Source organism: Peribacillus sp. NPDC097284, assembly GCF_044761765.1.
GTDB lineage: Bacteria > Bacillota > Bacilli > Bacillales > DSM-1321 > Peribacillus.
Genome location: NZ_JBIWCZ010000024.1, coordinates 1 through 13,102, shown reverse-complemented (window position 1 = coordinate 13,102; position 13,102 = coordinate 1). Strand labels below are relative to the sequence as shown.

Sequence of the window (13,102 nt, the reverse complement as noted above, 5' to 3'; positions counted from 1 at the left end):
TCGACTTGCATGTATTAGGCACGCCGCCAGCGTTCGTCCTGAGCCAGGATCAAACTCTCCGAAGAAATGTTTGACTTGCTCATTTTGCTTTTTTACAGTGTGTGCTCACTCAAAATTTACGTTGGCGCTTTGTTTTGTTCAGTTTTCAAAGAGCAATTATTCAATCACTTACCTCGTAAGCGACTTTATTATCTTACCATGCATCCAAGCTCTTGTCAACATTTATTTATGTTGTTTTGTTGATTGAATGTTTATTAATTTGTTTGTCATTGTTGCGACTCCTAATATATTATCAGGTTGTTTTATTTCCGTCAATAGATATTTTACTATTTTATAAAAAATACATGGCTTGCCTCCACTTTCGTTAAATCAATAGAAGCTTCAAGGAGTTTTCCTTGAAGCTTTTTCAACACCTTCCGCTTTCACTTCTATACTATCCAGTATCCGATAGCCGCTAGAGCAGCAACTCCCGGTATCCCAAGCAGTCCAGCAACCGCAGAGGTCACTAAATTGATCGGGACATGAATACCCGCTTGATTACCCAGCATATTAAGGAAGAATAAAAAAGCTGCCCCAATGATGACTTTTATAATGCCTTGTCCTATAAATCGAATGGGTTTCAATGGTGCTCCAATAATTAAAAGAACAAGAATCAAACCGCCAATTACAGCCACAAAAACAATTGGTTCCAATCTCATACCTCCCCACAAGCTTGTATTACACTTATATGTTGGATGATATAGATAAAGAACCGGCCCAAAAAAATGGTTATAAAGGAAACCCCTTATAACCACGGTCTATCATCTTTGTATGCGGACATTTCTTCTTTTCACTTCTCTAAATAAGTAGAAATACTTCACTTCCGCTAACCTCGTTTGTGCGATTACTTCTACAGATGGGTCTACACTTTTTTCAAGTAAGGATTTTTGGTTATGCCAATTCCTTTTCAACTGTTCAAGTTCCCCTATCAACGCCTCATTATATTCGTTTCGAAGCTGTTTTTTTTTACGAAAGAACACGCGGAGTCCTCCAAACTATCTTATATTTCTCTTCTTCCTTCTATTGCTTTTGATAGAGTCACTTCATCTGCATACTCCAAGTCCCCTCCAACTGGAAGCCCGTGAGCAATCCGCGTCACTTTAATTCCCGATGGTTTAAGCAACCGGGAAATGTACATGGCCGTCGCTTCTCCTTCGATATTAGGATTCGTGGCCAATATGACCTCCTGTACCGTTTCATCTTGAAGTCGCTTCAATAAATCAGGAATATTTATATCTTCCGGACCAATACCGTCCATTGGCGAAATACTGCCATGCAATACATGATACAGGCCATTGAATTCCCTCATCTTTTCCATGGCTATGACATCCTTAGGGTCCTGCACGACACATATCAAGTCCCTATCTCTTCTTTGATCCTCGCAAATATAGCAAGGATCCTGATCCGTTATGTGCCCGCATACTGTACAGTACATGAGATTTCGCTTTGCATTCACCAACGCTTTCGCAAAATCCAAAACAGTATCTTCTTTCATGCTCAGTACATGAAAGGCTAATCGAGCCGCAGTTTTCGGCCCTATCCCCGGCAATTTCATAAAGCTATCAATAAGCTTGGAAATCGGTTCTGGATAATGCATCAAATTCCTCCTAAAATTTCAAAAGAAACCCCCTTGAAAGGAAGTTTCTTTTAAACTTGCTTAAAACATGCCTGGAAGGTTCATTCCCTTGGTGAATTGTCCCATCGTTTGGCTTGTTAGTTCTTCAGCCTTTTTCAAAGCATCATTGGTAGCAGCCAACACTAGATCTTGCAGCATATCGATATCATCCGGGTCAACGACTTCCGGTTTGATAATGACATCTACGATTTCCTTATGTCCGGTTACGACAACCGTTACCATGCCGCCACCAGCTGTTCCTTCAATCTTCTTTTCACCTAACTCTTCTTGTGCCTCTGCCATTTTCTTTTGCATTTTTTGCATTTGTTTCATCATATTTTGCATATTACCGCCACGCATACCCATTTTTCCTACCTCCAATTATTCTTTAATTTCGAGCAAATCATCTCCGACTAACTTTCTTGCTTCGGCTATGAAAGGGTCTTCTTCTTTTGATTCCGTTTCTTCTGGGCCTTCAAACTGTTGTGTTGAAATAAAATCCTCCCGCAACTTCTGCCACTGACTCTCCGGAACTCCGGCTATCTCCATACGATGACCAGTTAATTGCTGCATGATAGAGGCGATCACTTCTATGAAACGGTTATTTTCCATCGCCATTTGGCAATGAATATCATATTTGAATTTTACCACAAAAGCTTCCGTAGACGCAGCAACAGGTTCCGCTTCCGTCAACAGAGCCGCGAGTGACTTTTGGTTTTGCTGCCCTAAATGTTCAAGCACTTCCCCCCATTTACTCTTTACACCCTGTAAATTAGGTTTCGTAGCTTGCTTCAATACTTGGTTTATCTTTCCCGTCGGCGCCTTGTAAGCCTTTTTCATCGACCGTTGGGGTTTTGCCTGTTCCGCCGGTTTTTCAGAAACAACGGCAGCAATTCCATTTTGCTGTAAATCCATCATTTGTTTTTCCAACGCTTCTATCTTTTGAAGCAATTGTTGGACCTTCCCGTTATCCATTTCATTAGGCTTTTGCTCATTACATAGCTTCACCAAGGAAACTTCCAGGAATATACGGGGATGGTTCGTCCACCTCATATCTTGTTGCGTTTGGTTGAAACTTTCAATAATCGAATAGATCGATTTAGAAGGGATCACTTCTGCCAACTCCTTGAATTGCGGGTCAATCAACACCCTTTCAAAGGATTCTGCAAGAGATGGGGCAGCCTGGAACAGAAGCATGTCACGGAAATAATAAATCATATCTTCAATGAAGCGGGCTGGGTCTTTTCCCATAGCCAATAATTCATCAAGGACTTCAAGAGCCACGGCAACTTCCTTATCGTATATTGCTTTCGCCAATCTACTTAAGAATGATTGAGACACGGAGCCCGTTACCGTTAAAGCATCTTCCACCGATACCGTTTCGGAACTGAATGAAATGGCCTGGTCAAGTAGACTAAGCGCATCACGCATCCCGCCCTCGGCTGCTCTGGCAATGATGTGAAGAGCCTGCTCATCACAGGAAATCCCACTCTCGGCGATGATTTGTGACATCCGTCCGACAATGTCCTGTGGTTGTATTCTTTTAAAATCAAATCGCTGACAGCGGGAAATGATCGTTAATGGAATTTTATGAGGTTCAGTCGTCGCCAATATGAAAATGACGTGCTTTGGTGGTTCTTCCAATGTTTTTAATAAGGCATTAAACGCCCCCTGCGAAAGCATGTGTACCTCATCAATAATATAAACTTTATATGTAACCGCATTCGGTGCATATTTGACCTTATCACGAATGTCACGGATTTCTTCGACGCCATTATTGGATGCTGCATCTATTTCAATAACATCTGATATGGAGCCATCGGTGATTCCGCGGCAAGTAGCACATTCGTTACAGGGTTCACTTGTAGGCGCATGTTCGCAGTTAACTGCTTTTGCAAGTATTTTGGCCGCACTCGTTTTCCCTGTCCCACGCGGTCCCGAGAATAAATAGGCATGGGAAACTTTTTGCCCGACAAGAGCATTCTGCAACGTTTTCGTCACATGCCCCTGTCCAACAACATCAATGAACTGTTGTGGCCGCCACACTCGGTATAATGCCTGATACCCCACGGAAATCCCTCCTTATTTTCTCCATCATTTCTATTATACCGTACTGGTTTCCTTAATTTCAAAATCCATTAAAGAAAAATGCTCCGATGAACCGAATTACCTTCTTAACGCGCAAAAAAACCCACCCTTTACGAATGAGTTTTTTGATTATGTAAAATAACTGCCGTGCACCTTCCGTCGATTAGCAACCATAAGCGTTACTTAAGCAGTTAGCTCAGCCCAGGCAACCCTGCGGCACATGAGAACTTCCACTTAATGCTGCTTCCTTCCGGACCTGACATGGTTCATGGAGACCCATTGCGCAGGACCCGGGCGTCAACACCACTTACTTAAGGCAGACCCTACAGAATGCTAACCTCGAGAAGGAATTCAACCTCGCTAGAGCGGATTGCGAGTACAGGGCACCGCTACCTCCCCGTCTAGCACGGCAAATGTGAGACCAATATTCATAGCGTCACTACGACGCATATCTTATTATACTAAGGTTATAAAAAAAACGCAAGTGTTGGGCATGGAATGGCAATGCTCCATTTTTTAGGGGGTGAAAAACTGACTCTTAGTTTCACGTCATTAATTTTCTGTTACCTGGCTTTCTTCCCTTTTCTTTTGCTTCAGCGCTTTCTTTCGATTCCTCAGTTGTTTAAAGAAAGCTGTTAAAATCCCGCCACACTCTTCTTCGAGCACACCGCTCGTAACCTCACATTGATGATTGAACCGCTGATCTTGAAGTAAGTCCATAAAGGTTCCCGCACAGCCTGCTTTTGGATCATGGGCACCAAATACGACCCGTTTCACCCTTGACTGCAGAATTGCGCCAGCACACATCGGGCACGGCTCCAGTGTGACATAAAGCGTCGCCTCTTCAAGTCTCCAACTACCAAGTTCCACACACGCTTCATTGATGGCAAGCAGCTCCGCATGGGCTATCGCGTTTTGGTCGGTTTCCCGTAAATTGTGACCTCTCGCAACGATCCGGTCTTCTATAACTATTACGGCCCCGATTGGTACTTCATTCAGTTGACGCGCTTTCTCGGCTTCACCCAAGGCTACATTCATATAATATATATCATCTTTCATGAAAAAACCCCCTTTTACTAAGTAGGAGTAAATAGACAAATATAAGACAAAATAAAGGTCAACTACTTATTCTAATGAATAGTACCGTAAGCAGCTACCTGTCGCAAGTAATTTTGCATACTTAAGGAGGATACTACATGAACCGACCTGATTCCCCTTCAATCGCCCTACTGATTATCGATATGATCAATGACTTTAATTTCGATAATGGTGATATGCTCCTTCAACATACTAAAGCTATCATGAAACCGATAATAGAATTAAAAAGATATATGAAAGAAAATGGCTATCCAATCATTTATATTAACGATCACTATAAGTTATGGCAGGCCGATTACAATAAAATCATCGAGACCTGCAAAAATGAAAGAAATGCTAATCTAATAGAAAGAATCAAACCAGAGCAAGATGAGTTCTTCTTAATCAAACCGAAGCATTCCGCTTTTTATGGAACGGCGCTGAACACGCTTCTCCATCAACTTCATGTAAAACGTTTGATCCTCACAGGGATTGCCGGTAACATCTGTGTCCTTTTCACAGCCAACGATGCTTATATGAGAGAATATGAATTATGGGTTCCTGAAGATTGTATCGCTTCTGCCTCAAAGGATGATAACTATTATGCACTGACCATGATGAACCACGTCCTTAAAGCTTCTACAAAGAAAAGTTCATTGGATTTTTGAGTATTTTCCTTCGTGCTTACCAGTCATTCTCTACAATTTGGAACCAACAAAATACCACAGAATCCTCCCAGTTGTGTTACAATATCTTTTGGCTGAAAAACATAACAAACTGGAAGTTTCAGTCCGATACCTCATTGAAGGAGGACAGAATGGATGAAAACCATCCCATTTATCACTGTCGAAGGACCAATTGGTGTGGGAAAAACATCGCTTGCAAAAGTAATTTCTGATCACTTCAACATTTCTTTATTGAAAGAAATCGTTGATGAAAATCCATTTCTCGGGAAATTTTACGATAATATCGATGAGTGGAGCTTTCAAACAGAGATGTTTTTTCTATGTAACCGTTATAAGCAATTAGAAGATATCGAAACCAAGTTTCTCACCAATGAACAAGCCGTGGTGGCTGATTATCATATATTCAAGAATTTGATTTTTGCAGAACGAACGTTAAAGGACGAACAGTACAATAAATACATTGAAATATTTAATATTTTAACTCGAGACATGCCGAAGCCAAATATGGTCATTTATTTGAATGCTAGTTTAGACACACTCTTAACTCGAATTAGCAAAAGAGGGCGTGAATTCGAAAAAAATATCAGTCCTAGTTACCTACAACAGCTATCCTCAGATTATCAAATATTCATGGAAACGTTCGAGCAAAAGCACCCAGACATACCCGTCCTCACATTTAATGGGGATGATTTAGACTTCGTCGGGAACAAGAACGATCTAAATATGATGATTAACCAAATAGAGAATGCCCTGCAAAAAGGAGTAGTACCACATGAACTTGCGTAAAAAGTATAATATCCCGAACAATGCTGTCATTACAATAGCCGGTACGGTTGGCGTAGGTAAATCGACGATGACGAACGCCTTGGCGGATGCCCTGCAATTCAGGACATCTTTTGAAAAGGTGGATGCCAACCCTTATCTTGATAAATTCTATGATGATTTTGATCGTTGGAGTTTCCACCTGCAAATCTATTTCCTCGCTGAACGGTTTAAAGAGCAGAAAAAGATTTTCGAGTATGGCGGCGGCTTCATTCAGGACCGATCCATTTATGAAGATACGGGGATTTTTGCGAAAATGCACTATGAAAAAGGCACTATGAATGAAGTGGACTACGAAACGTATACCAGCCTGTTCAACGCCATGGTGCTGACACCTTACTTCCCCCACCCCGATTTGGTCATCTATCTTGAGGGTTCAATCGATGATATCCTTAATCGAATCCAAGTACGTGGACGTCCGATGGAACAGCATACACCGATTGAATATTGGCAGGAAATGCACAATCGTTACGAGGAATGGATCAATCAATTCAATGCCTGTCCGGTCCTTCGTTTAAACATTAATGAATATGATCTTATGCACGATGAAGCTAGCATCGAACCTCTTATAAAACGGATTGCTGAATACATGGAACAAACCCGTTTACTACGTAATAAATAAAGAAAAACCATTGGCGTTGTTGCCAATGGTTTTTTTGTTATATCAGAAAACAAAAATCCCGTTACATTTCTGTAACGGGACAACGATATCCAATTTATGCGCTGTGGTTATTAATAAGTTATGGAGGAGGTAGAGGGATTCGAACCCCCGCGGGATTTGACTCCCCTGTCGGTTTTCAAGACCGATCCCTTCAGCCGAACTTGGGTATACCTCCGTATCAACATTTATTATATTACACCGATTCACAAAAGAAGTCAAGCACTCTTAGAACACTTTTTTAAAATAATTATTAGTGGACCAGATTACCCTTTTCGGGGTCTGGTCCACACTATGATTTTAAACATTATTTTGGCTTGATGACTTCCGCACCACGCATATATGGGCGTAATACTTCAGGGATGATGACCGTGCCGTCTTCCTGTTGATAGTTTTCCAAAAGAGCGGCTACTGTCCGTCCAATGGCAAGACCTGATCCATTCAATGTATGAACGTGTTCCGGTTTGCCTTTCGCCTCACGACGGAAACGGATATTGGCCCGTCTAGCCTGGAATGCCTCAAAGTTACTGCATGATGAGATTTCCCGGTAGGTTCCATAGCTTGGAATCCATACTTCAAGGTCATATTTTTTAGCAGCAGTAAATCCAAGATCACCCGTACACATACTCAGGACTCGGTAAGGCAATCCAAGTAATTGAAGAACTTTCTCGGCATGACCTGTAAGCTTTTCTAATTCTGCGTATGAATCTTCCGGCTTCACGAATTTCACTAATTCCACTTTGTTGAATTGATGCTGGCGAATTAACCCGCGTGTATCCCGGCCTGCAGAACCTGCTTCTGAACGGAAAGATGCACTATATGCCGCATAGCTGATTGGCAGATCATCGGCACTCAAGATTTCATCACGATGGAAGTTGGTAACCGGTACTTCCGCAGTAGGAATCAAGAAATAATCCTCGCTTTCAATTCTGAATGCGTCTTCCTCGAACTTAGGCAGCTGTCCTGTACCTGTCATGCTTGCACGATTGACCATATAAGGAGGCAGCATTTCCTCATATCCATGTTCTTCGACATGTAAATCCAGCATAAAGCTAATCAATGCACGTTCCAAACGGGCACCAAGACCTCTATAAAAGACAAAACGACTACCCGTCACTTTCGCAGCTCTTTCGAAGTCCAGTATTCCTAGATCACCAGCCACATCCCAATGGGGCTTAGGTTCGAATGTGAATTCCGGCAATTCACCCCATTTGCGAATTTCCACGTTATCGTCTTCCGTTTCTCCTACTGGAACACTTTCATGTGGAATATTCGGTATAGAAAGGAGCAACTTCGCTAATTGCGCTTCTACTTCACGTAGTTCTTCGTCATACCCCTTTATTTGATCGCCAACCTGACGCATCTCCGTAATCAGTTGGTCTGCATCTTTCTTCTCCCGTTTTAAAATGGCTACCTGTTGAGATACTTCATTTCGTTTACTTTTTAACTTTTCGGTATCCGCAATTAAAGAACGGCGTTTAACATCAAGTTCCTCGAATTTACCTAAATCGGTCAAATCTTCTCCCCTGAATTGCAAAACATTCTTTAACTCTTCAAAGTTATTTCTTACGTATTTCAAGTCCAACATTACATTTCCTCCTTATTTACTGATGATTTTACTCGAGAACGCAAAAAACTCCCGTCCCCTGAAGAAGGGACGAGAGTTAACCCGCGTTGCCACCCTAGTTAAAGGTGTACGAAAAAACACCTTCCACTTATCACGATAACGGCTTTTAGCCGAAAGTAATTACTAACCTAGTAAAGGCGTTCCATACTTTACTCCAGGAGGGATTCATAAGACTCTCACACCGATTTGCACCAGCCACCGGCTCTCTTAAGAAAGAAGCACTTATTACTTTTTCCTGTCATGGTTTTCTCGAAATCAAATTGTTTTCCATAATGTACTATAATTTTACACATTACGCAACCATTTTATACACGAAAATTAAAACCAGCCTTTAACCGTAGAGGCCACACTGCTCCATACATCACCGAAGAATCCACCGATTGCTCGCATTGATAATACGAACCAGTTAGCTTTATCAACAGTTTCAGCAGCCACTAAATCGACTTTCGCTATATCACTGTTAATAAATCCATAATCTTCACCCTGCTTAGGAGTTACAGCGATATAACCCAGCTTCTCCCCTTTTTTGATTGGGGCCGTTAACTTACCATCTTTATTCAACTTGCTTTTATCAACTACAACTTTAGTATTATATTGATCTTTTTCGCCGTTTTCGACTAGCATTTCAATCGCTTTCTTAGATTGAACTTTAATGCTGTCTTCCTTCCCTTTCACGACAGCCAGGCTCTTGTTACCTTTTACTTCGTAATTAGCAGGAAGGACTTTTTCTTTTTTAAATGTACTGTATGCATAATTCATCAGCTTAGTGCTATCGGCAAAACGTTCGTTTTTAGTAGTGGATTTCATCACTACGGTTATATAACGCTGCCCATCTCGGATGACTGTGCCCGTATGAGCGTAACCAGCGTAGTCTGTAGAACCTGTTTTAAGTCCATCTACACCCTCATATTCAAAAATTAGACCAGGTAACATCCAGTTGAAATTAGAATACTCTTTTCCATCTCGGAACTTCAGCTTAGAAATACTGGCATAATCTAATACTTCCGGATAGTCGTTAATTAGACGATAAGCAAGAAGTGCCGTATCCTTAGCCGTCATGACGTTCTCTTCATCAGCCTTACCAGTAGGGTATTCCCCTAAAAGATCCGAGTTATTTAAACCACTCGCGTTAACGAATTTATAATGCTTCAGTCCTAACTTACCAGCTTTTTCATTCATCAATTTCACGAAATTCTTTTCACTGCCAGAAATTAGCTGCGCAAGAGCTACTGTTGCAGCATTTCCTGAATAGACAGCCATAGCTTGGTATAGTTCCTTAACTGTATAATCTTCCCCTTCAGTTAAGCCAATATTCGACAAGTTCGGTGCCTTTGAAAGATCGTGAACATACTTATTTATTTTAACCTTTTGATCCCAAGTGATTTTCCCATTTTTAATCGCTTCCATGATGATATACTCTGTCATCATTTTTGACATAGAAGCAATGCCTAAAACTTTATCGGCATTCTTTTCATAGACGATTTGCCCTGTTACTCCATCAATGATGATGGCAGCCTCTGCCTTTAAGCCTAAATCAGTTTCAGCTTGAGCCTTCTGTGGTTGATAGGCAAATTGTGACATAACAAGAACAAAGACAAAAGTGAAAACGAGAGTAATCTTGCTGATTTTTTTCAATTTCCAATACCTCCAACTATTAAGCTTATCTCTATAGAATACAAAGAATTCTATGTAATCCCCTTGACACTTTGTCTAGTTTATCACAGAAAAAATAAAAAAAATAGACAGAGTAATCGAAGACCCTGTCTATTTTTACAATAAATTTTTATGACAATCATATGTTAATTTGATTACATAGAGTAATTGGGAGCTTCTTTGGTAATTTGTACATCATGTGGATGACTTTCTCTTAATCCAGCACCCGTCATCTTAACAAACTGAGCATTTTCTCTCAACTCTTCTAATGAACCAGTTCCGCAATAACCCATACCGGACCGGATTCCACCAATTAACTGATAGATGGTTTCTGATAGTGGCCCTTTATAAGGAAGTCTGCCTTCAATTCCTTCTGGCACGAATTTCTTATTATCTTCTTGGAAATACCGATCTTTAGAACCCTTTTCCATAGCAGCAACGGAACCCATTCCCCGATACACTTTGAAACGGCGTCCTTGGAAAATTTCCGTTTCTCCAGGGCTCTCAGTTGTTCCGGCTAACATGCTACCTAGCATAACGGCATGACCACCTGCAGCAAGTGCCTTGACGATATCGCCCGAGTATTTAATTCCTCCATCTGCAATAATCGTTTTACCATGCTTTCTTGCTTCTGTAGCACAATCGTAAACAGCGGTGATTTGTGGGACACCCACACCAGCAACCACCCGAGTAGTACAAATTGAACCTGGTCCGATTCCCACTTTAACAACATCGGCTCCTGCCTCGATTAAAGCTTTCGTTCCTTCGGCAGTGGCAACGTTTCCTGCGATGATTGTTAAATTAGGATAAGCCTCACGGATATCTTTTACTACGTTAAGGACCCCAGCAGAGTGACCATGTGCCGTATCTAGTACAATAGCATCTACTTGAGACTTCACTAGCATTTCTACACGTTTCATTGTGTCTTTTGTTACTCCCACCGCTGCACCTGCAAGTAGTCTACCTTGCTTATCTTTAGCGGAATTAGGAAACTCGATGACTTTTTCAATATCTTTAATAGTAATAAGGCCCTTTAATACGCCTTGATCATTTACAAGAGGTAGTTTTTCAATTTTATACTTTTGAAGAATCTTTTCAGCTTGTTCCAAGTTTGTGCCAACCGGGGCCGTCACAAGATTCTCCACAGTCATTACACTGGAAATTTTCAAGGAGAAATCGGAAATAAATCGCAAGTCACGGTTTGTAATGATACCAACGAGCTTTTGTTCCTCTTCATTATTAACGACAGGAACACCTGAGATCCGGTATTTACCCATTAAATGCTCTGCGTCAAACACTTGATGATCGGGCGTCAAGAAAAATGGATCCGTAATGACACCACTTTCTGACCGTTTTACTTTATCAACCAGTTCAGCTTGAGCCTCAATCGACATATTTTTATGAATGATACCTAATCCACCTTGACGGGCCATCGCAATTGCCATTTCAGCTTCTGTTACGGTATCCATTCCTGCACTGATGATAGGAAGGTTAAGCCTTAAATTTTCTGCTAGATTGACCTGAAGATTAACATCTTTCGGTAAAACCTCTGATTTTGCCGGTATTAATAGGACATCATCAAAAGTTAAACCCTCTTTTGCAAATTTATTTTCCCACATTTTTTTCCCCTCCTACTTAAAAATATTATTTGTAGGTTATCAATTGGTTATACTACTGTCAAGATAAGAATGAAATGTTTGATTATTCTATTAATTAAAAGGAGTACTCATTATGCCTGAAAACAATGATAATTTCGATAAATTCACCCCCTTTTTTTCGGCTACTTCTTCTCAACTTTTTTTACAAAAACGTTATACGCAAGGAAAAATAGAAGATGCCGAAAAAAAAAGTTATGAAAACTGTTACCCATTCATTTACTATATTGAGCACTCTAAAATCTACTATAACCAATCAGCCAAAGCACCTCTTTGCATACAACCAATCTTATCCTTTTATGGGTTTACCCATTTATTAAAAGCCTGCCTCCTTACCGTTAATCCTAACTATCCGGAGTCTACCTCTTTACTTGCCCATGGAGTCACGACAAGGAAAAGAAAAAAACAGCAATATGATTTTTTAAAGGATGAAGTAAAAACACAGAAGAATGGACTTTTCACTTCGGTTGCCGAAAACTTATTCCATATTAAACATTTGGAAGGGGAGAAGTTTTCGATGGAATCCTTATTGGCAGAAATTCCTGAATTGCAATCGATTGCGTGGACCCATTCCAAAACAAATTTCATCACGCCCGTTTATATCCATGATGGTTTTGAACTACCTTCTTCTATACTCGATAGCTACCAAATGACGGCCGACCGTTTCTTCGAATTCATGAAGGGTAAAACGAAAGAAGTAACTGACTTGAAAGAGATGAAGGGGAAGCTATCATTAAAAGTAGATGGGCCACTCGATATGAATGGGCCATCTCCTATGCGATTCAATATGGAGGCTGAACTTTTTATGCTATCACTCAATAAGAATTCATCGGCTTTTTCACTACCTGAACTCCTGATTCATTATTTAATCTCATACAACCTTAGTATAATAGCTCGTTATGAAACAGAATGGTGGGCAGAACTCCTGAAAACGATGCCGAATGATGATTACCCCTCTATTGTACAGTTCCTTAAAATAAGCCAAGCCAAGATACCTTTGTTAGTCTTCGAATGGCTTAAACCTGGAAGTCTTGGTCGGTGAAATTCCTGAAAGATCATAAGTCACTAGGGGCATACACCCCTTTTTTGCACACAAAAAAAGGCCAAGCCTAATGGCTGACCTTTGAAATGGCTTGGCGGCGTCCTACTCTCACAGGGGGAAACCCCCAACTACCATCGGCG

Annotated in this window: 13 protein-coding genes, 1 tRNA gene, 1 rRNA gene, 1 other RNA gene and 1 other annotated feature; of the genes, 4 read left to right on the top strand and 12 right to left on the bottom strand. The window is 40.9% G+C overall.

The window, feature by feature from the left end; genetic code table 11:
* From ACIQXU_RS20655 to tadA, 8 genes are all read right to left on the bottom strand, one after another.
* A 16S ribosomal RNA gene (locus tag ACIQXU_RS20655) occupies window positions 1–65 on the bottom strand; the annotation flags it as partial.
* A gap of 363 nt (window positions 66–428) precedes the next feature.
* Window positions 429–698: a pro-sigmaK processing inhibitor BofA family protein gene (locus tag ACIQXU_RS20650; protein ID WP_402876139.1), complete on the bottom strand. Its 270-nt coding sequence runs from the start codon at window positions 696–698 to the stop codon at window positions 429–431.
* A 102-nt stretch (window positions 699–800) separates the two neighbouring features.
* Complete coding sequence (locus tag ACIQXU_RS20645) at window positions 801–1,019, bottom strand: YaaL family protein (RefSeq protein ID WP_402959830.1); 219 nt, start codon at window positions 1,017–1,019, stop codon at window positions 801–803.
* Between the two features lie 20 nt (window positions 1,020–1,039).
* Entirely contained in the window at window positions 1,040–1,636 is a 597-nt protein-coding gene (gene recR, locus ACIQXU_RS20640; protein ID WP_402876135.1) for a recombination mediator RecR, read from the bottom strand.
* A gap of 60 nt (window positions 1,637–1,696) precedes the next feature.
* Window positions 1,697–2,014 (bottom strand): YbaB/EbfC family nucleoid-associated protein, encoded by a 318-nt coding sequence (locus tag ACIQXU_RS20635; protein ID WP_402992105.1) that lies wholly within the window; start codon window positions 2,012–2,014, stop codon window positions 1,697–1,699.
* A gap of 21 nt (window positions 2,015–2,035) precedes the next feature.
* Entirely contained in the window at window positions 2,036–3,724 is a 1,689-nt protein-coding gene (dnaX, locus tag ACIQXU_RS20630; protein WP_402992103.1) for a DNA polymerase III subunit gamma/tau, read from the bottom strand.
* A 163-nt stretch (window positions 3,725–3,887) separates the two neighbouring features.
* Window positions 3,888–4,152: signal recognition particle sRNA large type (ffs, locus tag ACIQXU_RS20625), an RNA gene on the bottom strand.
* Window positions 4,153–4,294: 142 nt separating this feature from the next.
* Window positions 4,295–4,801, bottom strand: coding sequence for a tRNA adenosine(34) deaminase TadA (tadA, locus tag ACIQXU_RS20620; protein WP_402992101.1), 507 nt, complete (start codon window positions 4,799–4,801; stop codon window positions 4,295–4,297).
* 137 nt (window positions 4,802–4,938) lie between these two features.
* On the opposite strand from tadA, the gene ACIQXU_RS20615 reads away from it, so the two are divergent.
* From ACIQXU_RS20615 to ACIQXU_RS20605, 3 genes are all read left to right on the top strand, one after another.
* A complete protein-coding gene (locus ACIQXU_RS20615) occupies window positions 4,939–5,487 on the top strand; it encodes a cysteine hydrolase family protein (protein WP_402959835.1) in 549 nt (182 codons plus the stop codon).
* Between the two features lie 153 nt (window positions 5,488–5,640).
* Window positions 5,641–6,291: a deoxynucleoside kinase gene (locus tag ACIQXU_RS20610; RefSeq protein WP_402959836.1), complete on the top strand. Its 651-nt coding sequence runs from the start codon at window positions 5,641–5,643 to the stop codon at window positions 6,289–6,291.
* Window positions 6,278–6,949 (top strand): deoxynucleoside kinase, encoded by a 672-nt coding sequence (locus ACIQXU_RS20605; protein ID WP_402876127.1) that lies wholly within the window; start codon window positions 6,278–6,280, stop codon window positions 6,947–6,949. Before ACIQXU_RS20610 ends, ACIQXU_RS20605 begins: the two co-directional genes overlap by 14 nt.
* A 121-nt stretch (window positions 6,950–7,070) precedes the next feature.
* Here ACIQXU_RS20605 and ACIQXU_RS20600 read toward each other — a convergent pair.
* From ACIQXU_RS20600 to guaB, 4 genes are all read right to left on the bottom strand, one after another.
* Window positions 7,071–7,163 (bottom strand) — tRNA-Ser (locus tag ACIQXU_RS20600).
* 129 nt (window positions 7,164–7,292) lie between these two features.
* Window positions 7,293–8,573 (bottom strand): serine--tRNA ligase, encoded by a 1,281-nt coding sequence (serS, locus tag ACIQXU_RS20595; RefSeq protein ID WP_402992099.1) that lies wholly within the window; start codon window positions 8,571–8,573, stop codon window positions 7,293–7,295.
* A gap of 62 nt (window positions 8,574–8,635) precedes the next feature.
* Window positions 8,636–8,863: a binding site (T-box leader), on the bottom strand.
* Window positions 8,864–8,930: 67 nt separating this feature from the next.
* Window positions 8,931–10,247 (bottom strand): D-alanyl-D-alanine carboxypeptidase family protein, encoded by a 1,317-nt coding sequence (locus tag ACIQXU_RS20590; protein ID WP_402992097.1) that lies wholly within the window; start codon window positions 10,245–10,247, stop codon window positions 8,931–8,933.
* Window positions 10,248–10,420: 173 nt separating this feature from the next.
* Window positions 10,421–11,884, bottom strand: coding sequence for an IMP dehydrogenase (gene guaB / locus ACIQXU_RS20585; RefSeq protein WP_402992095.1), 1,464 nt, complete (start codon window positions 11,882–11,884; stop codon window positions 10,421–10,423).
* Between the two features lie 112 nt (window positions 11,885–11,996).
* On the opposite strand from guaB, the gene ACIQXU_RS20580 reads away from it, so the two are divergent.
* A complete protein-coding gene (locus tag ACIQXU_RS20580) occupies window positions 11,997–12,962 on the top strand; it encodes a YaaC family protein (protein ID WP_402992093.1) in 966 nt (321 codons plus the stop codon).
* Window positions 12,963–13,102 lie beyond the last annotated feature (140 nt).

Bases quoted from the DNA above. Each gene is read 5' to 3' on its own strand.
- ACIQXU_RS20635 (WP_402992105.1), bottom strand. From the start codon at position 2,014: ATGCGTGGCGGTAATATGCAAAATATGATGAAACAAATGCAAAAAATG.
- guaB (WP_402992095.1), bottom strand. From the start codon at position 11,884: ATGTGGGAAAATAAATTTGCAAAAGAGGGTTTAACTTTTGATGATGTC.
- tadA (WP_402992101.1), bottom strand. From the start codon at position 4,801: ATGAAAGATGATATATATTATATGAATGTAGCCTTGGGTGAAGCCGAG.
- ACIQXU_RS20650 (WP_402876139.1), bottom strand. From the start codon at position 698: ATGAGATTGGAACCAATTGTTTTTGTGGCTGTAATTGGCGGTTTGATT.
- ACIQXU_RS20605 (WP_402876127.1), top strand. From the start codon at position 6,278: ATGAACTTGCGTAAAAAGTATAATATCCCGAACAATGCTGTCATTACA.
- ACIQXU_RS20610 (WP_402959836.1), top strand. From the start codon at position 5,641: ATGAAAACCATCCCATTTATCACTGTCGAAGGACCAATTGGTGTGGGA.
- recR (WP_402876135.1), bottom strand. From the start codon at position 1,636: ATGCATTATCCAGAACCGATTTCCAAGCTTATTGATAGCTTTATGAAA.
- ACIQXU_RS20580 (WP_402992093.1), top strand. From the start codon at position 11,997: ATGCCTGAAAACAATGATAATTTCGATAAATTCACCCCCTTTTTTTCG.
- ACIQXU_RS20615 (WP_402959835.1), top strand. From the start codon at position 4,939: ATGAACCGACCTGATTCCCCTTCAATCGCCCTACTGATTATCGATATG.
- serS (WP_402992099.1), bottom strand. From the start codon at position 8,573: ATGTTGGACTTGAAATACGTAAGAAATAACTTTGAAGAGTTAAAGAAT.